Source organism: Curtobacterium sp. MCBD17_032 (genome assembly GCF_003234855.1).
Classification (GTDB): Bacteria; Actinomycetota; Actinomycetes; order Actinomycetales; family Microbacteriaceae; genus Curtobacterium.
Genome location: NZ_QKTO01000001.1, coordinates 38,305 through 59,820, shown reverse-complemented (window position 1 = coordinate 59,820; position 21,516 = coordinate 38,305). Strand labels below are relative to the sequence as shown.

Here is a 21,516-nt window from a genome sequence, read left to right as displayed (position 1 = left end):
GACGAGCCTGCCGTATGCATCCATCAAGCTCCGGTACCCGCTCAAGTCCTCCGCCTCGATGGCGCGACGAGCTGCGGTCGCTTGGGCGGCGACCTCGACTCTGACCGTCCTGTCGACACCGGCCGCTTGCTCGAGCGCGAGTCGGTGCAGGCTGGCGAGGACTGGCGAGGACTGGCGAGGACTGGCGAGGACTGGCGAGGACTGGCGAGGACTGGCGAGGACTGGCGAGCGTAGTCGTACCCGCTCACTGAGAGCGAGCTGACCTTCGTGTACCGGTCCGCGGCCATCTCGACGAACCCCTCAACCACGAGACGCGCGATCGCCTCCCGAACAGGGGTGCGGGAGACACCGAGCCATGCGGTGAGCTGATCGCCCGCAGATCTGCACCTTCCCCCGACGCAGCCGATCGACATCACACATCTGCTCGTCTCAGGCCCGACCGGCGACGAGACAATCGCATGACGCGGACGGTGACGATGACCTGCCGCGAGGTGCGGCACCTTCGCCGGCCCCCATCCGCCTGGCAACGTGCTGGCCTGACACCCCCGCACGAGCACGCCGTGCTCGCCGATCAACTCGTCATCCAGCACCCCCGCGCATGCGACTGCCGCTGCGACCCCACCCACATCTGAACCGTTCATCCGCCTGCTCGGCAGCGGTACGGCGCACCGTACTGTCCGTTCAGGTGTCGTTGCCCCAGCTCACGTGCATCTCGCCCCCTGCGGTCTCCCTGTCGTAGCAGTGCGATCCTGCGTGCCCGTCGAGGAGTTGGCACTGGAACGTGGAGTAGACGGCTTGGCAGCTGGCGAGACCTCGGCGGACTCCGGATTCGGTCGGCACGCATCGAACTCTACGGTCCTGCCTGTGCGGTCAGATCTGCACGCTGGATCTGGTCACTTCTCGTCGCAGCCGCCCGGTCCGCTATCCGGGATTCGACGTCTTCGTCAGATCCTTCACATCGTGAACCTTTTCGCTTCTATGGTCATCTCATGTCCGGAGCACCGGATCGAACAGGCCGGCAACGGCCAGAACAAGGAGACATCGTGACCACGATCACCGCTCCCGAGACCACCCTCGCAGCGAAGCGCCCCTCCTTCGCCGCATCCCGCGCTTCGCAGCGCAGCCCCTTCACCGAGGTGCAGGAGCAAGCGCGCCAGCGGACCCTGATGATCCTCGCTACGGCGACCGGGATCCTGTCCGTCACGGTCGCAGCGTCCGCTGCCGTCGTGCTCGGCCTCGCCGCCTAGTCACCATGAGCACCACTATGACCTTCACGGACGTCGATCTCGCGCTGACGCAACCGATCGACGTGCTCGCCCTCATCACAGAACAGGATCGCACCGATGCGTGACACGCTCTCTCTCGACACTCTCCGCCGGCGCCCGGTCGAATGGCGACGTCGCGGCCTGACGCCGCCGTCGGAGCTCAACGCGATCGTCGCTGCCCGCATCGACGGCACCGGTACCACGTTCGTTCCGGCTGAGCCCTCCTACGCTGACTTCTTCGTCGTCGCCTAGAACGAGTTGATGCGCGCATGATCGAGCAGCACCTGCCGGGGCTTCGGCCAGAGCACCGAGAAACGTGGCGCCGCCTGCACCGCCTTCAGGGCACCGTAGCCGCCACGCCTGGCGATACCGACCTGTCACGCAGTTCGCGTTCGCGTCCGTCTGGCCCGTCAGACGGACGGTGCTGAGCGGACCCACCGCAAAGGTCCGTACTCTGCATATGTCCGGCTCCTTACGAACGCATATGAATCCTCCTTCGCTGATCGCCACCGCTCCTGACCGCACCGCGGTCCAGGACGCAATCGTGGTGTCCGCGGATGCGTTGTTCACCGCCGAGGGTGTCACCCCGGTAGCGGTCGAGCGCGTGGCAGACGGAGCACACGTCACACCCGCAGAGCTTCGAGCCGTGTTCCCGTCGAAGCAGGCACTCGTCGTCGCTGCCCTCCGGTACCGCCACGACGAGTGGATGACCGCCCTCATCGCCGCGGAGGCGTCCTTCGAGGATCCGCGCGACCAGGTCCTCGCTGTCTTCAGCTACCTCGAGGACTGCTTCACCGATCGCAGCTACCGGGGATGTGCGTTCATCAACGGTTACGGCGAACTCGGGCGGCTCGACCCCGTCGTTGCAGGGCTTGCCAATGATCACCTCCGCCAGCTCGAACAGCACATCGCGATGCTCTGCGCCGCCGCTGAGATGCCAGCGCACCTCGCCCCCGCGCTGACGCTCCTCGTTCAGGGTGCCCAGGTCGAGGCCGCGATCCACGGCAACATCACCCCTGCGCGTACCGGCAGGATGGCGGCCGCGATGCTGATGTCCGTGTACGAGGCACCATCCCTGTTCTGATGGCAGATTCCGGACACTGACACGGCCCGAACTACGTCGGGGTGTGACACTTTTCCCGGTGCCCGATGACTGACCCGACCCCCGCTTCCATCCGCGTCGACGAACGCGGCGATGACCTCGACGCTGCGAAGCAGACCCTCGCGACCGCGTACGCCGGGATCGCCTGGGCAGCGGACACAACCGACACACCGTTCTCGTACCGGTACGCCGCCGCGGGGGACGCTTCCATGACGCTCCGCGCCGTGCAGTTCGACGGCCGGCTCACCGGGGAAATGCCGCAGGGCGACGACTTCGTCGTGCAGTGGATCACCCGCGGCAGCGGCGTGCTCGACGTCGGCAGGAACGAGATCCACCTCACCCCCGGCCAGCCACAGATGTGGCCCGGGCACGCGTTCGACTTCGCCTTCGAGGACTACGACCAGCGCCTCGTCCAGGTCAACCGGACAGCGGTGGACGAGATCGCAGCGGAGCGCGGCCTGGCGGTCAGCCGGACGAACTTCGACCACACGGCGCGCCCCGACGACGGCGCGATGCGGCAGTGGCGGCAGACGGTGCAACTCATCTCCGCCACGACCATGGACCGGAACGCCTCTCCGCTGCTGCAGGCCGAGATGAGCCGCCTCGCCGCCGTGTCATTGCTGGAGCTGTACCCGCAGGCCACGGCGGAGATGCCCGCCGAGCTGCTGCTGCCGCAGAACGCACGGATCCGGATGGTCGCGGAGTACGTCCACGCGCACGCGCACCTCCCGATTACCAGTACGGATCTGGCGACGCTTGCGAACCTCAGCCTGCGTGCCCTGCAGGTCGCGTTCAACCGGGTGCTGGGCATGTCCCCGAACGCCTACATCCGCTCGGTCCGGCTCAGTCGGATCCGGCAGGAACTGTTGCACGCGGACCCGGTCACGACCAACGTCTCCGATATCGCCCGCGCATGGGGGTTCGCCCACGCCGGCCGGTTCTCCGCGGCGTACGCGCAGCAGTACGGGGAGTACCCGCGCGACACTCTGCGCAGCAGCTAGACGACGAGCCATGGCCGTTGCCCCCGGCGGTGATTCAATTCGCATGAGTGGGCATCGCGGAATGCGCAGCATGACAGGAGGACCGCACGCCGTACTTGGGGTGCGGGCCTCTTCGCAGAATGACTAGGACGTCACGTCGTCCTGACCGGTGGTGAGGTCGGAACGGGTGTCGGCGTGGATCGGCTCACTGTGACCGAACGTCGCCGCCGCGGCGCGGAGACGCGCGACAAACTCGTCGTTTTCGAGCTCGAGGTCGTCCTCTTCGGCGTCCTCGATGACGATTTCGCTGGACGGTCCGATGAGGATCTTGGTCGTCGTCATGGTTCCGTCGGCCGCAATCGCGGGGACCGCGACGGTGTCTGCACGGTCTCCACCGGAGAGAGCCGCCGCGTACTCGATGACCGCGTCGGCAACGTCATCGCTGGTGAGGATCGTGCTGCTGTCGTAGTGGATGTGTTTCATTGGTGCTCCTTCCCTTCCTATGGAAACGGAAGAGCTTCATGGCTCGCTCAGTTTCTCCGATCCACGCACATCGCCGGTCGCCCAGTGAGCAGGGTGCCAAGCGGAGTTGCGGCTTGGCCGCGGTCACCAGCCGAGTGCGGCCCGACGGGTATCCCGGGGGAGTTCCCCGAATTCCTCCCGGTAGGCGGCAGCGAACCGGCCGAGGTGCGCGAAACCAGCCGCACGCGCGGCGTCGGCGACAGTCACATCCACATGCCCGGCCTGCAGCTGCTCGCGAGCGAGCAGTAGGCGGATGCGACGCAGATACGACAACGGAGTCATACCGTGGTGCCGCTGGAACGCGTTCTGCAGGCCGCGGACGCTGAGGTCACCAGCTGCGGCGACGTCACCCACGGTGATCGGCTCGGCCGCATGCTCGAGGAGGAACGTCTCGGCGCGCGCGAAACGTGCGCTGCTCGCTGACCGCGGTGGTCGCTGCGTGACAGGCCAGTGCGGGATCGCGGTCAACAGCCCTCCGGCAGCGAACCGGGTCAGCTCACGCTCCCGGTCGGCGGGGACTTCCTCCGGCCCGTGCAGCACCTCTGATGCGACGGTGCGGATCATCAGCCACCAGGCGGCGAGGGTCGGACCCTCCGGCACGTGCTGTGGCTTGAACTCCAGTGGGCCCGGCGCCCACCCCCCGCGTTCGGCTGCGACGGCTTCGACGGTCGCACGGTCGATGCGGATGACGTCCTTCTGGAATGACTCCCACCGGAACGGCTGCGGAGCATGCCGATACAAGGTCGGACGGCCGATCGGCACCGGGCGACCGTCCACGGAGCCGCGACCGGACTTCAACCAGACCAGCACCATCGCACTGTCCGGTTCAACCTCTCCGGTCAATACCCCGGTGCAACTGGTCGACTCCAACGACAGCAGCCGTGTCCCACGGACGCGTTCCTCGAAGGAGAACGACGCCCCATCGGGGATAGCTTCCAACCCGTGGGTGACGTGGGTTTGGGCGACGACGTCAGCAGCGACCGCTGGGTCGGACGTCCGGGTCTCCCTCCGGATGCGGCGCATCGTGTCTTGCACTGTCCGATTTTCGTGGGAAGCAGGACGATCGCACAATCAACACTGCGGACCGCCCGGAAGTGGACATTGTGCAGCGTCAGCCGAGCAGGCGCGCAACCGCCCGGGCGGAAAGGCACGCGCCGAGCTGCTCACTCTGTTCCGGCGAAGAGACCCTGCTGCACGGCGGCGGTGCGCATCTCCAGGTCGCGGACGAACACCGCGTCGTCCGACTCAAGCTCGTCATCAGGGGCGGGAACTGCCAGCACCGGAATCGCCGGCCCGAGCACCATCGCGACACGGATCGGCATCCCGTGCGCGTCGATGCTCGGGACGCGGACCACGTCGGTGATGCGGCTCTGCGCCAACGCGCTGCAGTACGCCAGCGTCGCGTCCGCAGCAGCATCGCTCGTCAGCAGTGGGACGCCCGAATAGGTCAAGTAGTGCATGGCATTCCCGGTTCCCTCGTGTTCCTGGTTTCACGGTAGGACGCCCGATGGCTACTGCGATCGGCTAACGGAGCACTGCCCCGATCACCGCGCGCGGTGGACAACAAGGGCGACGAGCGAAGGCCCCGACGGATCTCCACCTACCGAGCCTTGCCGGAGAAGTGGGTTACGCGTCCGAGGGGCGGCAGGACAACGCACGAGTGCTGGGGTTCGTTCCGCGTCATTGCCCGGCAACGGTCCTGGATCCCATCGGTTCGGGGATCATCTGGAGCCCACCGTTGCTGTTGACCGATTGCTTCAGGACGTCGAGCCACGCCTCGTTGACGACCGGGGCCCTGCTGCCTTCGAACTTGAAACGGAGGCTCACGGTGGGGAAGATCCAGATGGTGCTCCGACCATCACCTTTCGACACGGGTTCCTTCCAGGAGAACGCGAAGCTTTCCTGGCGGCGCAGTTTGCTGATGATGACGATCTGGAGGTGCGCGAGGGTGCGGTCGTCCATCTGGATCTCGGCGCTTTGACCGTCGTAGATCAAGTACCCCATGTGGTTCTTCTTTCCGGTAGTGGTACGCGGTTGCAGTGACGCCTCAGAGGCGTCAGCGGGGTCGCCCGGTGGGTGCAGGTTCTAACAGCGGAGCTGTCTGGAGCGAAGCCCCGGTGGAGCGAACTGGTTCGCTAGTTGGCGTCGGCCCACTGGGGGCCTTCGTCGAGGTCGGATTCACTGGCGGCAGGACTGGTCAGCGTCCGTGCGTCGCCTGCCGGGTTGAGTAGTCCCGTCGGTCGTGCGGAGTCGAGGAGCCGGACGGCGTCAGCTGAGCTGATGACCCAGGTCATCGTGGCGGTGACCGTCGCGGTCGTGTCATCGCTGAGGTCGTCGGCGATGAAGTTCACCGCGACCTGGCTGACCTGCTCCGCGTGGATGGTGACGTTCTTGATGCCGTCCACGATCGCTCGGTCGTCGTAGGGAAGGTTGGAGAGAGCCATGCGGATCCGATCGGTTGCAGGTGAGGTTTGAACGGCCGCGACCGAAAGATGGGTGCTGGTGGCTGTGCACGTGGAACAGGAGAAGGGGCACACCCTCGAGCAGCTGCTCAGGCACTTCAGTCACATCCTGAGCTGAGCGAGACCGGCATCTCAGTGGGGCGGCCCCGCTCAGGGGTGCAAGCGGCGAGCAGAAGCTTCTCACCTGCTTCTGGGAGCCGACACATGTGGATGTGTGGTGTCCGAGAAGGGGCAGCCAGGCAGCCCGCGTGGAGCGTTCTGATTCTGCTGGCACCGAGACGCCACCCTCCGGATCATCTTGCGGACGCAGCGCTGGCCAACGTCGGTTGTTGTTAGCCGGTTCGGTGTTGGTCGTCTTCGTCGTGGTGCAGGTTGACGCGGCGGTCGAGGATCGCTTCGGCGAGGGTGTGGAGCGGTTGAGCGTTCGCGAAGGCACGTGCATGGATGATGAGGAGTGCGTTCTCGACGGACACGTCGAGTTGCGCTGCCACCATCCCGGTTGCTTGTTGAATGTGTCGCCCGGACGGGTGTGCGACGGACGGGACGGTAGGGGTGGCACCGGTGTCCATGTCGCGGACGGCGCCGGCGAGGATGCGTTGCGCGGTGAGGCCGGCCAGATGTGTCGCGTTGGTGATCTCTGCCGATGAGAGCGGTTTCGTGTCAGCCAGGTACAGGGTGACAGCGCCGATGTCGAGTGAGCTGGTGAAGAGGGGGAAGGACAGCACCCCCGACCAGCCCGTTCGTTGCAACATCAAGAGGGCCGTCGGCCAGTCTTCCGCGCTGGCAGTGGCGAAGTCGTACACGGTGACGGGGCTCCGATCCCGGAGCGCTGACCAGCCCGGGCCTTCCCCGAGTGCGACCTGCTGTTCGTCGGCGGTTGCAGCGCTCGGGCCGGATGCGGCGACGAGCGCCGTTCCGAAGATCCCCCCGAAGGTGGAGATCGCCGCTGCCGCAACCGGGAGGGAGTTGACGAACGGGCCGGTGAGGTCGTCCGGCGGGTGCTGCATTGCATCATCGGACCTGAGCATGGGCGCTCCCATCGAGGTGGGCTGCAGCGCGGGGTCCAGGTACTGAAGCGATTGCGATGAGTGTACGTCTCGAACCTGTCCGCGCCACCCCTGGTGGAGCAATGATCGACGGCACCGGCATCAGCAGCGGTCTCTCTGGAATCCGAGGGTGACTGCTAGGGGGTCGGAATTGGCGGCGGCCGGTTTGCGGGCCCTCGATTGGACGAGCTCCCCTCAACTGCGCTGTCTCCTGCTCGGAGCAGCGGCTCGGTCAAGCCGGCAGGGAAAGGCTCGTTCTGGTCGCTGTCCTGACGGAGCGCCTCGGCGAACCGCGTGGCGAAACGTGCCACCACGGTCGCTTCGGCGTCGGAGAGTTCGTTGATGACGGTGATCAACGGTGTGTGGATGTGGCCGTACGCCCGCGTCAGGTCCGCGGTCCCGGTCGCGGTCGGAACCAGGGCCACACTGCGGCGATCCCGCGGGTTCGGACGGCGATCCACGCGCTCGGCTCTGCTGAGACGATCGACGAGCTTGGTGACCCCGGCAGTGGTGAGGTGCAGTCTCACAGCGAGCTCGGTCGGTCTCAGGAACCGACCTCCGCGGCTGGCCTCGACCAGGTGCAGCAGTGCCAGCGCGTCGATCGGACGCATCTGGAGCGCGCGGAGCGCTCGCTCGTCAGCGTCGTGCACGCTGTCGCTCAGCGACTGCAGGGCCTCGATGGCCGCCGCCCCGGCCTGACTGCTGGGCTTTTCTGCGCAGACGCGATGCGCGTTGCGGGCGTTGTCCTCGCTCGTCATCAGATCCCTGGACGCATTCAGCGGCTTGGGACGCGTACGAAGTAGAGCGTCATCGCTGATGCGATGCCGCCAGCGATGATGAGCGCCCACGCAAGCGCCACGATCAGGCCGTCCCACGGACTGATCAGCAGCGCGATCCCGAGCAGGATCACCGCCGCCGCGCCGATGAACGCGACCCGATGCGGCTTCTGCGTCGAGATCTGTGTCACGCATGAACGCTACGCGGACCCCCGCGGCAAGAACGCTCAGGCTCGGCCGCGTGCCACTAAAAGGGTTGCTGCAAGTCAGCACCCTGCTGACGGACGGACGGGCGGACGGGCAGCGGTGCTTCTGACGTAACCGAACCCGCGACGTCCGCACTGCTTCATGCCGGATGGGTAGCTGAGGTCAGGTGAGGTCGTCGGGGTGAAGCCGGTCGCCTGGATGGGGCGTGCGAAAAACCGGGTCCCCGTCCGGCTGGAGCGCTTCCCGTCGGTCCGCACCAACGGTTCCGGGCTCCTGGTTGTCGATGCCGGCCTCGACTTGCTCAGCTTGGCCTCGTTCACGATCGATCTCGCTGAGGGACTCGGAGTCCACCGGAACTCCCTCGGGGTCGGGTTGTCCGACAGGGTTGAATGGCGCGCTCATCGACATGGCCTTCAGTCTCGTCGGTAGCAGCTGGAGCTCGCCGCAGTTGCGTTTCACGTGCGCTTCAGTGAGTAAGCAGTGCGCCGTCAGACCTGTTCGCCCCAGTTGATGTGCAACCCGCTGGACTGGACCGGTCGTGGGGGACTGCTGCAGGTTTGGTTGACTCCTGACAGGTAGGGGCGTTGGCTCCTGCTGGAAGGATGTGCGCCATGGTGAAGGCGTATCCGGAAGAGTTCCGCCGTGATGTGATCGCGGTCGCTCGGAAGGGTGAGACGTCGGTGCGGCAGGTCGCGAAGGACTTTGGTGTGTCCGAGTCCTGCCTGGCCCGCTGGTTGCGCCTCGCGGACCGTGATGATGGCGTCGGTGTCGCGGCGTCGCCGTCGGGGAAAGCGGTGGAGCAGGCTGAGCTGCGGGAGGCGCAGAAACGGATCCGGCTGCTCGAGCAGGAGAACGAGATCCTCCGCCGGGCAGCGGCGTACTTCGCCCAGTCACAACTCCCAAAATGATCTACCCGCTGGTCCTCGAACTCGCCGACGACGGTGTTCCTGTCGCGGTGGCCTGCCGGGTGCTGGGCTTCTCGAAGCAGGCGTTCTATCGGTGGCGCGCCGATCCGGTGTCGAAGCGGGACTGGGACGACGCGCACCTGACCAACGCAGCGATTGATGCGCACCGCGACGACCCAACGTTCGGGTATCGGTTCATCGCCGACGACCTCGTCGCGGCCGGCCACCGGGTTTCGGAACGGCGGGTGTGGCGGCTGTGTTCACAGCAGCGGCTGTGGTCGTTGCACGCGAAGAAGCGTGGCCTGAACCGGAAGGCCGGGCCGCCGGTGCACGACGACCGGGTCCGGCGTGCGTTCACGGCGCCAGACCTCGACAAGCTCTGGCTGACCGATATCACTGAGCACCCGACTGGTGAGGGCAAGCTCTACCTCTGCGCGATCAAGGACGCCTGCTCGCGCCGGATCGTGGGTTACTCAATCGGCGATCGTATGCGGTCCTCGCTTGCCGTCGCGGCCCTGCGGATGGCGGTGCACCGCCGGAATCCGACCGGGACGGTCGTCCACTCGGATCGCGGTAGTCAGTTCCGGTCGAAGAAGTTCGTCCGCTCGCTGGGTGATGCCGGCCTGCTCGGATCGATGGGCCGAGTCGGTGCGTGCGCGGACAATGCTGCGATGGAATCGTTCTTCGCGCTCCTGCAGAAGAACGTCCTGAACCGGAAGCGTTGGGCGACTCGGGAAGAGCTCCGGCTGGCGATCATTACCTGGATCGAAGCGACCTATCACCGGAAGTGGCGGCAACGTGGCCTGGGGAAGTTGACCCCGATCGAGTACGAGACGATCATCAACCCACAGGTCGCTCTCGCGGCCTAGACGAACGAGTCAACGAAACCTGCAGCAGTCCCGAGTCAGCAGGGACCCAAACACCACACTGAATTCGTGCTTCCCCGTGTGTCGCATTGGGGTATACCCCAGCACCACTCAGTGCGCGGCGCGGCACGGCGGATGCAAGCTCGTCGACCTGCCCTACTATCGGCGACAGAGGTGGAGGGAAGCTCATGAATCAGGTACCGATCCGAAACATACTGGGGGACTTCAACCCCGAGATGCTCGGAGATCCCACCGAAGAGTTACTGCCATTCGCCGCGTGCAGGACGCCGGTCGAAGTAAGGGCAGTCCTCAGGGAAGCAGTCGAGCGGGAAGTGACGGCGATCCTGGACAGAATTGCTGAACTCGACGCCTTCGATCTGATTGAACTCATCAGGATGCGCGAGTTTTCGATCGTTCCAGATCCGCGCTTAGGACCCGTCGATGGAGCGTCACTACCCGTCGAGATTCTCGCCGCAATCCTCGTATCAAGACCTTCGCGCATGCTGAGTGATGTTCCGAGGGAGGCAACCCGACCACATGAGGTGATCGGTGAGCTACACGAGCGTTGCATGAAGCTTGCGCGAATGGCGAGCTACCGGCTGCTTACCGAGGGCCGCCTGCGCGCCGAGCCAATAGCTCGCCTTGCCAGTGAATATCAAGGTGCGGTACTAAATATTCGAAACCTTCAGTACGATCATATCCGCGATAATCACGATCGCGCCTTGTTTGCAACGCCCATCGTGCGCGAACTGATGTCGAGCCGCCTCGGATATAGCTACGACGACATGCTCTCTATACGAACCGCCTTGACAGACATTTCTGCTGAACGCCTCACGCGGCTTCGAGATGAAACCGGCGAGATTATGTCGAGTCACCGAGACGTGCATCCGGCGGAACTGCCCGATGAAGTTGCCGCCCGCTTCCGACAGGGAATGATTAGCCTTATGTTCCTTCCGGGCGATCGAGCTATCATTTCTGCCCTAGACATTGCAAAAGCAGCAGGAGTTGCGCCGGGCATCGCTTCAGCGGTTCTTAGCTCTTTCTCGCAAGATTTTGATAGCACTGCATCAGCAGGCGACCGAGTGTTTGACCTGCTAACCCGTGAGAATCTGTTTCTGACGCGTCCGCTGATTCACGACGGCGAGGGTGGATACGTCCTCACCTCGAACGATATCGGGCTCGATATACTGCGGCGTTTGTTCGAGCGATCACTTGCTGCTAACTCAACGGACGTCCGTAGATATGACCAAAAGGCACGACAGCCGGTCAGTGAGTCTTTGACCATCAAGTATCTAGAAGCTGTTCTTGGAACGAAGGCTTGGCGGGTTGCGTACCACTACATGGCACCGAAGAAGCAGGCTCACATCGACGCCCTAGGTCCACAAGCGGAAGACCTTCGGTCCTCGTCGGACGAAGTGGAGGGCGACGCCCTGTTCATCGTGGACGATGTGGCAATCATCGTCGAGGTCAAGGCTAAGGCCATCGCGGATCAAGCCCGCAGAGGGGACGTGAAGCGTCTCACGAACGACCTCAAAGCCACTATTCGCCATGGGGCAGAGAAAGACCGAGCGTCTCCGTTTGCTTATAGAGCAAAACGGAGGGTTTTGGGAGCGCGGAGGGCAGTGGGCGGACTTGAGTCACGTGCGAGAAATACGCAGCGTCGTAGTCCTCCTTGATGACATCGGTCCGCTGGGAACCAACCTCGCCGACCTCCAGGCGGCGTCGCTCCTGGGTGAGGATCGCCCACCCCTAATTCTGTCTTTGCATGACCTCGCCGTGATTGCAGAGATTGGTGAGCGGCCATCGGAGTTCCTTCTGTATATCCGACGGCGGACCGATAGTCCGGTGAGGGGCTTTTATCGAGCCCTGGATGAGCTAGATCTCTATATGCTCTTTCTGGATGGCGACCTCTTCGTCGAGGAAGATCCAGATGAGGTTAAAGCTGCCCATCCTTCAATAGCAGACGCCAGCAAGCGCGATCGCAAGCGCCGTCAAAAGTCAGCGGTCGGTACGATGGTGAGCGACAACTGCATGCAGCTCAATACCTGGATGGTGCGCGATAGGCTTCCCGAGGGCGAGACGGTCACAAAGCCCGCCATGCGCGCCTCTGCGGAGGTACTACGTCTGGTAGACGACGTTCATCGTTCCTCACGACCAGGGTGGTTCAGGTTGGGGGCGGATGTGTTGTCTCTGTCAGGCGGGGCTCAGTCCGGGCTGATTGGCTCCTTGCGGACGCTTGCTGAGCGCGTGCGCTTAGACCGGAAGTACCATCACGCGGTGCTCGGGTATGCAGGAATATGGGGGTATGCCGCAATCTTCCCGGCCGTTGTCCCGAGAGGCATGCCCGTCGCGATAGGAATGGAGCGACTTGCTCAGTACGTTCGGGTAAAGCAGTATCAGATCAAGGCTGACCGCGCATATGGCTTGCTGTTCGGTGAGGACGGTGCGCTTCTCGATTCTGTCTATTCGAATTCAGTAACTTCCTCAGATCCCGTGTTGGACGAACTGGTACGAGAAATGAATTTGACGCCGGGAGGTGGTGTGCCTCGGGTTGGGCGGATACCTCCGTCAGCTCGGCGTGCGACGAAGAGGCTGAAGCGTCCGAAGAAGCGCTAGTGGTGAGGGCCCGTGGCGCTTTGAGTTGAAATAAGAGACCGATACCGGCGAGACAGCAACGGCCGGTTACCTAATGGTTGACCGGCCGTTGCGTGTCTGGGGGAGTGGCGTCAGTGCGCTGCGTCGTACGCGTCCCGGACGGCCTGGCTGATCCTGCCGCGGGAGGAGACCTCGTGGCCGTTGGCTGCAGCCCACTCGCGGATCTTGCCAAGCTCCTCGGAGTTCCCACGCTTCGGCGCGCTGCCGGAGGATGCGCGGCCGCTGCGGTTGCCGGTCTTGCGGGCTGCGGCGATGTAGTCGGAGAACGCTTCGCGGAGCTGGTCCGCGTTGTCGTCGGTGAGGTCGATCTCGTAGCTGGTGCCGTCGAACCCAAAGGTGACGGTTCGGCCCTTGCCGTCTTCGATGGTGTCGCCAGTCAAGTCGTCGACGAGCTGCGTGGTGACTTTCTGCGCCATAGGAACGCCGCCTTTCAGTAGGGGAAGTGCACGTCCACTGTGGCACACGCCCCATCACTTCGATCCTCCAGGGGGCGAGTTGCTGAACGGACTCAGGGAGAATGAAGACATGTCCGCCTCCTCGCCGGTGCCATCGAATTATGCTGCCGCTCTCGCTGACCTGAAGCAGCAGGTACGTCGCGCCCGCTTCACGGCTCAGCGGCGTGTCAACACTGAGCTGGTGCGGCTGTACTGGGGGATTGGCAGCACTATTCGACAGCGGCAGCAGCAGGACGGCTGGGGCACGAAGGTGATCAGTCGGCTTGCGGACGATCTTCGCGCAGCGTTCCCGGACATGCAGGGCTTCTCGCCCCGCAACCTCGCGTATATGCGCGCCTTCGCGGTCGCATGGAGGAGCGAGGAGGTTCTGCAACAGGCTGTTGCACAACTGCCGTGGGGGCACATCACCGTCCTCCTCGACCGGCTCGACGACCAGCACACCCGGGACTGGTACGCGGCGCATTCGGTTGAGCACGGTTGGTCGAGGAATGTACTCGAGCACCACATCCGCACAGAAGCTCACATTCGTGTTCAGGCGGCGCCGTCGAACTTCGCGGCGACGTTGCCTGCGGGGGAGTCTGACCTCGCGCAGCAGCTGACGAAGGATCCATACGTCCTGGATTTCCTCGCGCTGGACAGCGACGCGAAGGAACGCCACCTCGAGCAAGCGCTCATCGACCGCATTATCGACACGCTCCGCGAGCTGGGGGAGGGGTTCGCGTTCGTCGGCCGGCAGGTGCACTTCGACGTTGACGGCGACGACTTCTACGTCGACCTTCTCTTCTTCCACGTCGAGCAACTCCGCTACGTGGTCATCGAGCTCAAGACCGGGAAGTTCAAGCCCGAGTATCTCGGCCAGCTCGGCTTCTACGTCGCCCTCGTCGACGACAAGCTGCGTCGCAGCCAGCACGCCGACACCGTGGGGCTGCTTCTCGTGGCGGACAAGAACGACGCTGTCGTCCGCTACTCACTCGGCGCGCACCACAGCCCCATCGGGGTCGCCAGCTACGACCTGCTCCCGCCTGCGGTGAAGGCGGCGCTCCCCTCGGAGGCGGACCTTGCCGCAGCGCTCGACCGAGCTACCAGCGACAGTGATTCCGAGGAGCCTCGCTAAGCGCAACCGCGTGGCCACGTGGCCGACGTTGAGCGGTCGGCACGCGGAAGTGGCCGACATCGTCGACCGGCGGTCGAGTCGAAAGCAAAGGCCGCTTCGCCCTATGAGGGCGAGGGACTCGTCCGGCGGAGGTCGACGACGGCCGGGCCGACAGTCGAGCGTGCCAGATCGATGCCTGCTGCGCCGGTGGGGAGCAGCGCACTGAGCAGGCGGATGCGAAGCGCCACGACCGTGTATCTGCCGGTCCGGGCCGATGTTGCGGTACGCCCTCCGGTCGTCTCGTCGTGCACGTTGACTGTGACGGACAGCAGGCCTGGGAGCCGGTCGGTGACGCTGCCGACCGCGCCGAGGAGCGGCCGTGCGACAGCGGTGATGGTGCTGCCGAGGGAACCGACCGTCGTGAAGAGTGCCGACGTCAACGTGGACACGATGACGGCTGGAAGGCCGGTGATGAGCCCGGAGACCAGTGCGCTGACGACGCCGGTGAGCAGGCCGAGGTTCAGCCCGAGCAGGGTCGTGCCGACGGTGAGGTTGGACTGGCGGTTCATGATGGCTTCGACGCCGCTGTTCATGCGGATGTTGAGTTGCACGAGCGGTGCGGTGGCGAGATTGAGGTTCACGTCGAGGGCGACGCGAACCTGAAGCGTGTTGATGGCGGCGGTGAGTGCTGCGGTGACGCGGGCTGTCCAGGCGTCGAGGAGTGCGCCAACGCGGGTGGAGATGCCGTTGAGGACTGCGGCGTTGACGACGAGTTCGGTGTTCGGAGGGAGATCGTTGAGTCCGGTTTCGCGGTCTCCGAGCAAGTGAGCAAGGTCGACACGGATCTTGCCGGAAGCTAGGTCGACGCTGACGGTCCCGTCGGTGAGGGTATCAGTCAGAAGCGGACGGACAGCACTAGCCAGGTCGACTCCGTCGACGGTGACGGTGCCAGAGACGGTGCCGAGGCGGAGCCCGTTGGTGAGCGCTCCGACGATGTCCTGCTGAAGCGCCCGGGAGAGGAGCCCGTTCGTGCCGGAGAGTTGTGCGATGGAGCTCTGCAGGGTCGTGACGGTGGTGTTGACGCTGCTGACGAGCGATCCGACGAGAGGGCTTTCCATGCGCAGCCCGAGGCCCGCGATGCCGTAGTCACGGACAAGGCGCGCACCGGCGGGGAGAGCGGCGGATCGGGAGACGGAGCTGACCGTCGTGGCATCAGCGGGGCTGCTTTTCGCAGCGTTGGTGCTTGCGTCGCCCCAGATCGCGTCGCGGAGCAAGGCGCAGCCGTCGAGCTCTGCGCTCGATGCGACGGCGCCGACCTCGAGGCCGACGTCGCTGACCCCGCTGAGTGCGGGAAGTGCCTGGCGGAGAGTGAGTGACGCCGGATCTGGAAGACGGTCGATGGGAGTCGAGTCGGTGACGAGAACGCCGCCGGAGTCGTTGACGAGGCCGGATGCTGCGGTCGATTGCCCCGTGGCTGTGGCCCTCGCGTACTGATTCACCGCTCCGGCAGAACCGGCCGGGAGGCCGACTCCGAGCCCGGAGAGATCGAGTCCGAGGACATCGCCGAGAACGCTGGCGTTCAACGGGTTCCCGAACGCGGCGACGGTCGGTGTGCTGGTGATCTCCGGAGCGGTGACCGGATCCACGGTCGCGCTGTTCGTGCTGGGCTTGGTTACGTCGAGGCCGTGGACGCCGGCCACGGTGTCGAGGTCGGTGCCCGCGAGCGTGCCGCTGAGGAATCGGCTTGATGACTGTGTCGTGTAGTCGGAGTCGGAACCACATCGGAACGCCGAGGTACCGATGCCAGCGTGTGTCCACTCCTGGTCATTCCAGGACGCCGCGGTCGATGTGGCTCCTGGGAGGATGACCGCCACCACCGCGATGACGGCCATGACGGCGGAGCCGCGCGCTCGTCGGCTAGCGAAGCGGCGGCCCTGCGAATGCGCGCCGGTCATGATGCTCCTCGGAACCGTCGTCGTCGAAGCGTGAGTCCGATGGCGATCAGAGCCGCGCCGGTGAGGCACGGTACGACGATTCCGGTGCCGGTCCATGCCAGGACGGAGGAGGCGGGACGCGACGACGTCGATGAAGTCTTTCCTCGCTCCGCACCGGTAACCGTGGGCGTCAGCGCACCCGGAGGGGAGCCGGTGTCGGTCGTCGCGGTGACCCCGATGCCAACGGTCGCAGTCAGTCCCATAAGGCTCTCATCGCTCGCGGCAGCAGCAGTGTCGGGGAGGGAGAACTCGACGAGCAGGAACGTCTCACCGTCCGCGCGCGGATGCGGAACGGTGAGCGCCGTGCGCCCCGCCGGAGAGGTAGGGCTCGAGTGGACGATGGGGTGCGGGTCGGCGCACCGAGGGGCGGATCGCACCTCCTGCCATTCCTCATCACACGCTGTCACCGCGACCTGGAGCCCGCGGGGGTGGGTGACGAGGTCGCCGTCCTTTCGGACGTCGAGGTCGAGTCGCACCCTCCCGTCACGGTCGACGCGGGTGTGAACCTGCCAGAACGCAGGCTGCCCTGGTGCGAGATCGGGGATGTCGAGGCGGCTGCGGTCGGTGTCGAGTGTGAGCCCACTGGGGGCTCCTGTTTCGGGAACCGGATGCCAGACCGCCGCGGCGGCCGCCGTGGTGCTGAGAATCCCGAAACCACCACACATGAGAGTGCCGGCGGCGAGGACGCCGAGCCACCGTGAACCGGTCATGCTGCGTCTGGTTTGCGTCGTGGCGGCCAGAACGTCCAGATGATCACGGCTCCGACCACCACAACGAGCAGCCCGTGCAGCGGGCGGCTGTCGAGTGCCTGGAGCACGGAACCAACGGCGGGCGCTGAGGCGATCGTGAGTTGCGCGTCGCGCACGACGTAGGGGGCGCGATCGGGAGTGGCGTTCGCGTCCCCGCGGAGGGTCAGCGAGCGTGCTTCCCGGTCCGCCGGAACGTCGTCAACAGCGATCACTCGGTGGGTGACAGGCAGCACGGAGCCGGTTCGGGGAACCGTGACGACTTGTCCCGTCTGTATCTCGCTCGCCGGCACGGAGCGGGCGACGACGACAGCTCCTGTGGGAATCGTGGGACTCATCGACCCGGTCGTGACGACGATGAGTGACAGCCCAGCGAGGGTGGCAATCGCCCACCAGGCGACGCATGCGAAACCAATAATGCCGGTGACGGTGACCACACCCGTGCGGACGATGTGATGCAGCGTTCGCTTCGCTGGTGAGCGCCTTGGTGCCGCGGTGGAGGCGAGCTCGGTGTGCACCTGGGTCACGCTGATTCGGCCGTGAACTCCCACGCTGGTGCCACGGTTCGCCCTTGCAGGGCATCGAGTTCGACGCCCGTCGGCAGCGCGGGAGTGGCTGGCAAGGAGACCTCGAAGCAGTACGCCTGGGCGGATCCGGAATTCGCTGCCAGCGCTTGCGTCGTCGCGGCCCCTGCCGTGCCCAAAGGACCGCTTGCGATGACGGCTGCAGGGTCGTTGAACGTTGCTGCGCCGCAGGATGCGGACGTCGCCGTCGTGGCGACGCGGACCTGCAGTGCGTCCCACAGGATCTCGTCCGTGTCGGCGGTGGTGATGCCGGCCGCGGGCGTCGCGGACTCGAGGCGGAGCGATCCTGCGACGGAGCCCGAGACTGTTCGGAGCGCCACCGCGGCATAGGAAGCTTCACCCGGCGACAGCGCGAGCGCGTCGGCCGTGAACGTCATGCCCTGGCCCGGGTTCGCTTCCGCCTGCGTCCATCCGGCTGTGAAAGGCGCCCCGGCGACGCTCTGCTCGACCTCGAACGTCGAGGTACCAACCCCTGCGCCTCCAGCGCCGTTCCCGCCGAACACCCATTCCGTGTCCGTCCACGCGGCGAGGGTGAGTCCGACCCCGCCGACGACGAGGGCACCGCCAGTTGCAAGGGCGAAAATCTTGGTGCGCCGAGAAGCGGGCGCGGTGGACTGTCCTGACATCGTTGCTCCTGATCCTGATTCCTGTCCGCGGACGGTGGCAGGAGTGGTTAGTTCCTGCTGCCATGGCGACCTGGTGAGGATCCCCGACAACTCCGTCAGCGATGTTCCGGCGATCTTGTCAGCAACGCCACGCCCCCGCAAGACGAAAGCGACGCGTCGTGCACGTTCGTGAGCTTCGCGAAGCGAACGGATGCAGGCCTGGGTCGCAGGCCATGAGGGTGTCCCTGCAACGAGATACTCCGTCCGAATCGTGGTAGAACCCCTGCTGTGAGCGTTCCAACCTTTGTCGACGTTGCGACGGAGAACGCTGATGAAGCCGCTGAGGCGATCAGCCAGAGCTTCGGGTACACGGCAGCTCTGTCCACGGGGGCGTTGTCGTACCGTCAGCGGGTCGTCGTCGGCGATGCCGTCACGATCGCCGACCTTGGTCTGGGCGCTGAGGTGCAGGTCGATCTCGATGCCACTGATGAGGTGATGCTCGTCCAGGTGGATTCGGGCACCTACGCCTACAACCCGTGGGGATCAGAGCAGATGCTCGGTCAAGGTGAGGCGTTTCTGATGCCGCCGGATCAAGACATGCAGTTCAGCATCGACCACGCCAGGGTCTCGACATGCTCCTTTTCAGCAGCACTGCTCCGGCAGATCGCCAGCGAGTTGTGGGACGTTGATCACGTCCGGCTGCGAGAGGGGGCAGTACGCCCTGTCGATGCGGCACAGCACTGGTTGTGGCGGCGGACCGTCGAGGAGTACCGGCATCAGGTCTTCGAGACACCGGCGATCTACGCCGATGAGCTACTGCGCAACCAGGCATCTCGGTACCTGATCGTCAGCGCCATCACTGCGTTCGGCCTCGTCGAGACACCGATCCGTTCAGCGGCCGCACCGAGTGCTGCGGTGCGACGCGCCATTGCGTACATCGACGATCACCTGCGGGAACCGATCACAGCGCAGGACATCGCCTCGGCCGCCCGGCTGTCGCAACGAGGGCTGTCACTAGCGTTTCAACGGGAACGGGGCCAGTCGCCCATGCAGTACGTGCGGCTCGCTCGTGTGGCCGGCGCCCGGCGGGATCTGCTGTCGGCGGATCCCACTCGAGGTGGTTCAGTGACAGCTGTCGCTGCAGCCTGGGGGTTCAGCAATCCCGGACGTTTCGCTGCGCTGTACCGAGCAACGTACGGCGAGACTCCGCGCGAGACCCTGGCCCGCTGACATCCGCGCTCCTGGTGGGACGGAGAACGAGGGTTGGTGAGGCCCCCGCCCTCCCTTCCCAGGACCCTGATTCCTTCCTGGGGCATTGTCATCTTGCCAGCCCAGAGCTTGGCGTCATGCGATTCCGGTAACGATTTCAAAGCGTTATGCCTTCGCTGCGATTTGCAACGTTGCACGGTGCCGTTTCCGTCCAACTGATACCGTTTACGTCACGCACCGGTTGGTTACCGGAGCCAAGGCGGCGTGGCGCGACTCCTGATTCGTTACGCCACGCCGCCGCTTCATTTCTCCGCTCGAGAACGCCAGATGCCACTCCTGCGCGATCGCCGAAGATGAAGCGCGCAACCTGTAGAAACCGCCTGTGACGGTGACACACACGTCCATTGCGCAGGTTGCACGTGGCGTCGCATGCGCATGCTTGCGTACCGCTTGCATAGCGCTAGCACTGCGTCGCAGCGCCACGGCGTCCAGGCGCGAGACTCCAGTGCTGCAGCACGCTTACAGTGGCGGCTGTGAATGATGTGACGGCTCGGGCGGCTCTTGTGCACGAGCTCGACGTCATCGGGGAAGACCCGGCTGAGCGGTTCGACCGCGTTGCTCGGCTGACGCGGGACGTGTTCGGTGCGCCGATGGCGTTCGTGAATCTCGTCGATGACAACACCGTGTACACCCTCACCCCGCAGACATCGACTGGTCGGCGGGAGCTACCCGCGAGCGAGAGTTTCTGCGCGGAGACCGTGCTTCACGACGAGCCCACTGTGGTGTCTGACGCTCGCACTGATGACCGGTTCGCGACACTGCCAGTGGTGCAGACGCTTGGAATTCGCTTCTACGCTGGCGCGCCCATCAAGGTGCGAGGCACACGAGTCGGGTCGGTGTGCGTCATGGATACCCGCCCGCGAGTCCTGGCCGACAGCGACGTCATCCTGCTTCAGGACCTCGCCACCTGGGCAGGCCGGATCCTCAGCGACGGCGGCAGCGCAACCGATTCGGGAACGGACGCCAGCGCCCTCATCCCTGGTCCGGTTCAGCTTCCCGGCTACGATCTGCGCGCCGAAGTAGTCCCGTTCAGTGGTGCCAGCGGGGACTTCTACGATTGGACACCCACGACGTATGGGGTGGCCATCACGCTTACTGATGTGATGGGCAAGGGCATGGAGGCGGCCAAACACGCCGCTTCCATCCGCGCGGCGTTCCGCGCCCAGGACCAGGAACGTCCCGCCACCGACGTGATCGGTGCCACGGACCGAGAGGTCGGGCCGGCGCTCGTGCGAGCGGATTCGTTCGCGACGGCGTTCCATGCGCACCTCGACACTGCCACGGGTTGGGTGGATTTCGGCGATGCCGGTCATGGCATCGCGATGCACCTTTCAGCACACGGGCAACCGGTACGGCTGCTTCGATCCCGGGACCTCCCACTCGGGCTGCATCCCGGCGCGATGCGCCGCTCCTCCGGGTTCCTGGTCCTGCAGCCCGGAGACGCGCTGATCGTCTGCAGCGACGGCGTCCTCGACCTGTTCGACGGGACTCTCGCGTCGCTTGATCGGCTTGCCGAGATGTACTGGGCTGCTCCAGACGACTTCCTTCGTCGAGTCCGCGCCCTCATCGCCGAACGCAGCCCTGACGACGATGTCACCACGCTCGTTCTTGCACGGCATGGCGCAGCGCCAACGCAAGACCCGTCGAGCTGACGAGGACAACGAGGCATCTCGACAGTGGCCGGCTGATCGCGGCCGTCACGATCAACTCAGCGGCGCCACGCTGTCGGCAGGATCCTGACATTTTCTTGAGAACACCTCGCGCTCTCGGCCGTCGAGGCGTACCGTGCCGGTCAACCACTCTACGTGCGCAGCCGAGATCAGGAGGTGAGCGCATGGACGCGTCGATGCGTCGACCCCTGCGGGCAGTGATCCGTTGGGCCCTTCTGGGTTCCGGGATCGCTGCGGCGGTTGTGCTGCTCTCGCTGCTCCTGGGCGCTCGCCCGGCCGCGGCGGCGGAAAGCCCGCTCCTCGGAGCGACGTCA

The 21,516-nt window shown here is 65.2% G+C and carries 24 protein-coding genes; 10 read left to right on the top strand and 14 right to left on the bottom strand.

The features are described from left to right. Positions 1 to 41: 41 nt before the first annotated feature. A complete protein-coding gene (locus DEI91_RS00260) occupies positions 42 to 413 on the bottom strand; it encodes a GntR family transcriptional regulator (protein ID WP_111050413.1) in 372 nt (123 codons plus the stop codon). A 630-nt stretch (positions 414 to 1,043) separates the two neighbouring features. Here DEI91_RS00260 and DEI91_RS00255 point away from each other — a divergent pair. The 4 genes from DEI91_RS00255 to DEI91_RS00245 all read left to right on the top strand — a co-directional run bounded on the left by DEI91_RS00255 (position 1,044) and on the right by DEI91_RS00245 (position 3,368). Then, positions 1,044 to 1,247 carry a hypothetical protein gene (locus DEI91_RS00255; protein WP_111050412.1) on the top strand — a complete coding sequence of 68 codons (204 nt, stop codon included), beginning with the start codon at positions 1,044 to 1,046 and terminating at the stop codon, positions 1,245 to 1,247. 96 nt (positions 1,248 to 1,343) lie between these two features. Next, on the top strand, positions 1,344 to 1,517 hold the full coding sequence (locus DEI91_RS16090) for a hypothetical protein (RefSeq protein WP_181439401.1): 174 nt from the start codon (positions 1,344 to 1,346) through the stop codon (positions 1,515 to 1,517). Between the two features lie 454 nt (positions 1,518 to 1,971). Further along, positions 1,972 to 2,349, top strand: a complete 378-nt coding sequence (locus DEI91_RS16505) for a hypothetical protein (protein WP_258374230.1) — start codon at positions 1,972 to 1,974, stop codon at positions 2,347 to 2,349. A gap of 65 nt (positions 2,350 to 2,414) precedes the next feature. Next, the gene (locus tag DEI91_RS00245; RefSeq protein ID WP_111050410.1) at positions 2,415 to 3,368 is read left to right on the top strand and encodes an AraC family transcriptional regulator; all 954 of its coding nucleotides are present in this window, start codon (positions 2,415 to 2,417) and stop codon (positions 3,366 to 3,368) included. Positions 3,369 to 3,491: 123 nt separating this feature from the next. On the opposite strand, the gene DEI91_RS00240 is transcribed toward DEI91_RS00245, so the two are convergent. The 8 genes from DEI91_RS00240 to DEI91_RS16085 form a co-directional block, all read right to left on the bottom strand. Then, positions 3,492 to 3,830: a hypothetical protein gene (locus DEI91_RS00240; protein WP_111050409.1), complete on the bottom strand. Its 339-nt coding sequence runs from the start codon at positions 3,828 to 3,830 to the stop codon at positions 3,492 to 3,494. 123 nt (positions 3,831 to 3,953) lie between these two features. Beyond that, complete coding sequence (locus DEI91_RS00235; protein ID WP_111050408.1) at positions 3,954 to 4,904, bottom strand: helix-turn-helix domain-containing protein; 951 nt, start codon at positions 4,902 to 4,904, stop codon at positions 3,954 to 3,956. A gap of 128 nt (positions 4,905 to 5,032) precedes the next feature. Next, positions 5,033 to 5,329, bottom strand: a complete 297-nt coding sequence (locus DEI91_RS00230; RefSeq protein ID WP_111050407.1) for a hypothetical protein — start codon at positions 5,327 to 5,329, stop codon at positions 5,033 to 5,035. Between the two features lie 220 nt (positions 5,330 to 5,549). Further along, positions 5,550 to 5,873, bottom strand: coding sequence for an ATP-dependent DNA ligase (locus tag DEI91_RS00225; protein ID WP_111050406.1), 324 nt, complete (start codon positions 5,871 to 5,873; stop codon positions 5,550 to 5,552). Between the two features lie 131 nt (positions 5,874 to 6,004). Beyond that, entirely contained in the window at positions 6,005 to 6,313 is a 309-nt protein-coding gene (locus DEI91_RS00220; RefSeq protein WP_111050405.1) for a hypothetical protein, read from the bottom strand. 350 nt (positions 6,314 to 6,663) lie between these two features. Beyond that, complete coding sequence (locus tag DEI91_RS00215) at positions 6,664 to 7,338, bottom strand: GAF and ANTAR domain-containing protein (RefSeq protein WP_111050404.1); 675 nt, start codon at positions 7,336 to 7,338, stop codon at positions 6,664 to 6,666. Between the two features lie 176 nt (positions 7,339 to 7,514). Continuing rightward, positions 7,515 to 8,135: a MarR family transcriptional regulator gene (locus DEI91_RS00210; protein ID WP_181439399.1), complete on the bottom strand. Its 621-nt coding sequence runs from the start codon at positions 8,133 to 8,135 to the stop codon at positions 7,515 to 7,517. A gap of 17 nt (positions 8,136 to 8,152) precedes the next feature. Further along, positions 8,153 to 8,344 (bottom strand): hypothetical protein, encoded by a 192-nt coding sequence (locus DEI91_RS16085; protein WP_181439398.1) that lies wholly within the window; start codon positions 8,342 to 8,344, stop codon positions 8,153 to 8,155. Positions 8,345 to 8,971: 627 nt separating this feature from the next. On the opposite strand from DEI91_RS16085, the gene DEI91_RS00200 reads away from it, so the two are divergent. From DEI91_RS00200 to DEI91_RS15835, 3 genes are all read left to right on the top strand, one after another. Further along, a protein-coding gene (locus DEI91_RS00200; protein ID WP_111050845.1) for an IS3 family transposase occupies positions 8,972 to 10,134 on the top strand; the annotation gives its coding sequence in 2 pieces (ribosomal slippage) (positions 8,972 to 9,251 and positions 9,251 to 10,134; 1,164 coding nt in all). 185 nt (positions 10,135 to 10,319) lie between these two features. Then, a complete protein-coding gene (locus DEI91_RS15840) occupies positions 10,320 to 11,807 on the top strand; it encodes a hypothetical protein (RefSeq protein WP_146244139.1) in 1,488 nt (495 codons plus the stop codon). Further along, positions 11,773 to 12,747, top strand: coding sequence for a hypothetical protein (locus tag DEI91_RS15835; RefSeq protein ID WP_146244138.1), 975 nt, complete (start codon positions 11,773 to 11,775; stop codon positions 12,745 to 12,747). The genes DEI91_RS15840 and DEI91_RS15835 overlap by 35 nt, the downstream gene beginning before the upstream one ends. A 110-nt stretch (positions 12,748 to 12,857) precedes the next feature. Here the strand turns inward: DEI91_RS15835 and DEI91_RS00195 are convergent, their stop codons facing one another. Then, positions 12,858 to 13,202 carry an Lsr2 family protein gene (locus DEI91_RS00195; protein ID WP_111050401.1) on the bottom strand — a complete coding sequence of 115 codons (345 nt, stop codon included), beginning with the start codon at positions 13,200 to 13,202 and terminating at the stop codon, positions 12,858 to 12,860. Between the two features lie 109 nt (positions 13,203 to 13,311). Between DEI91_RS00195 and DEI91_RS00190 the strand changes: the two genes are divergently transcribed. After that, positions 13,312 to 14,355: a YhcG family protein gene (locus DEI91_RS00190; RefSeq protein ID WP_111050400.1), complete on the top strand. Its 1,044-nt coding sequence runs from the start codon at positions 13,312 to 13,314 to the stop codon at positions 14,353 to 14,355. 101 nt (positions 14,356 to 14,456) lie between these two features. Here DEI91_RS00190 and DEI91_RS00185 read toward each other — a convergent pair whose 3' ends face one another. Genes DEI91_RS00185 through DEI91_RS00175 form a run of 4 tightly spaced genes read right to left on the bottom strand, consistent with a single transcriptional unit; the run spans position 14,457 to position 18,284 of the window. After that, complete coding sequence (locus DEI91_RS00185) at positions 14,457 to 16,289, bottom strand: choice-of-anchor G family protein (protein WP_181439397.1); 1,833 nt, start codon at positions 16,287 to 16,289, stop codon at positions 14,457 to 14,459. Then, positions 16,286 to 17,038 carry a hypothetical protein gene (locus DEI91_RS15830; protein ID WP_146244136.1) on the bottom strand — a complete coding sequence of 251 codons (753 nt, stop codon included), beginning with the start codon at positions 17,036 to 17,038 and terminating at the stop codon, positions 16,286 to 16,288. Before DEI91_RS15830 ends, DEI91_RS00185 begins: the two co-directional genes overlap by 4 nt. Further along, positions 17,035 to 17,592 carry a signal peptidase I gene (locus DEI91_RS00180; RefSeq protein WP_181439396.1) on the bottom strand — a complete coding sequence of 186 codons (558 nt, stop codon included), beginning with the start codon at positions 17,590 to 17,592 and terminating at the stop codon, positions 17,035 to 17,037. The genes DEI91_RS15830 and DEI91_RS00180 overlap by 4 nt, the downstream gene beginning before the upstream one ends. Positions 17,593 to 17,597: 5 nt before the next feature. Beyond that, entirely contained in the window at positions 17,598 to 18,284 is a 687-nt protein-coding gene (locus DEI91_RS00175) for an acyl-CoA dehydrogenase (protein ID WP_111050398.1), read from the bottom strand. Positions 18,285 to 18,551: 267 nt separating this feature from the next. Here DEI91_RS00175 and DEI91_RS00170 point away from each other — a divergent pair, with 267 nt between their 5' ends. Both DEI91_RS00170 and DEI91_RS00165 read left to right on the top strand, forming a co-directional pair. Beyond that, complete coding sequence (locus tag DEI91_RS00170; RefSeq protein WP_111050397.1) at positions 18,552 to 19,493, top strand: AraC family transcriptional regulator; 942 nt, start codon at positions 18,552 to 18,554, stop codon at positions 19,491 to 19,493. 512 nt (positions 19,494 to 20,005) lie between these two features. Beyond that, a complete protein-coding gene (locus tag DEI91_RS00165; RefSeq protein WP_181439395.1) occupies positions 20,006 to 21,184 on the top strand; it encodes a GAF domain-containing SpoIIE family protein phosphatase in 1,179 nt (392 codons plus the stop codon). Positions 21,185 to 21,516: the final 332 nt, after the last annotated feature.

Bases quoted from the DNA above. Each gene is read 5' to 3' on its own strand.
- DEI91_RS16505 (WP_258374230.1), top strand. From the start codon at position 1,972: ATGACCGCCCTCATCGCCGCGGAGGCGTCCTTCGAGGATCCGCGCGAC.
- DEI91_RS15830 (WP_146244136.1), bottom strand. From the start codon at position 17,038: ATGACCGGTTCACGGTGGCTCGGCGTCCTCGCCGCCGGCACTCTCATG.
- DEI91_RS00260 (WP_111050413.1), bottom strand. From the start codon at position 413: ATGTCGATCGGCTGCGTCGGGGGAAGGTGCAGATCTGCGGGCGATCAG.
- DEI91_RS00175 (WP_111050398.1), bottom strand. From the start codon at position 18,284: ATGTCAGGACAGTCCACCGCGCCCGCTTCTCGGCGCACCAAGATTTTC.
- DEI91_RS00185 (WP_181439397.1), bottom strand. From the start codon at position 16,289: ATGACCGGCGCGCATTCGCAGGGCCGCCGCTTCGCTAGCCGACGAGCG.
- DEI91_RS00220 (WP_111050405.1), bottom strand. From the start codon at position 6,313: ATGGCTCTCTCCAACCTTCCCTACGACGACCGAGCGATCGTGGACGGC.
- DEI91_RS00215 (WP_111050404.1), bottom strand. From the start codon at position 7,338: ATGCAGCACCCGCCGGACGACCTCACCGGCCCGTTCGTCAACTCCCTC.
- DEI91_RS00240 (WP_111050409.1), bottom strand. From the start codon at position 3,830: ATGAAACACATCCACTACGACAGCAGCACGATCCTCACCAGCGATGAC.
- DEI91_RS00190 (WP_111050400.1), top strand. From the start codon at position 13,312: ATGTCCGCCTCCTCGCCGGTGCCATCGAATTATGCTGCCGCTCTCGCT.
- DEI91_RS00230 (WP_111050407.1), bottom strand. From the start codon at position 5,329: ATGCACTACTTGACCTATTCGGGCGTCCCACTGCTGACGAGCGATGCT.
- DEI91_RS00225 (WP_111050406.1), bottom strand. From the start codon at position 5,873: ATGGGGTACTTGATCTACGACGGTCAAAGCGCCGAGATCCAGATGGAC.
- DEI91_RS00210 (WP_181439399.1), bottom strand. From the start codon at position 8,135: ATGACGAGCGAGGACAACGCCCGCAACGCGCATCGCGTCTGCGCAGAA.
- DEI91_RS15840 (WP_146244139.1), top strand. From the start codon at position 10,320: ATGAATCAGGTACCGATCCGAAACATACTGGGGGACTTCAACCCCGAG.
- DEI91_RS00245 (WP_111050410.1), top strand. From the start codon at position 2,415: ATGACTGACCCGACCCCCGCTTCCATCCGCGTCGACGAACGCGGCGAT.
- DEI91_RS00195 (WP_111050401.1), bottom strand. From the start codon at position 13,202: ATGGCGCAGAAAGTCACCACGCAGCTCGTCGACGACTTGACTGGCGAC.
- DEI91_RS16090 (WP_181439401.1), top strand. From the start codon at position 1,344: ATGCGTGACACGCTCTCTCTCGACACTCTCCGCCGGCGCCCGGTCGAA.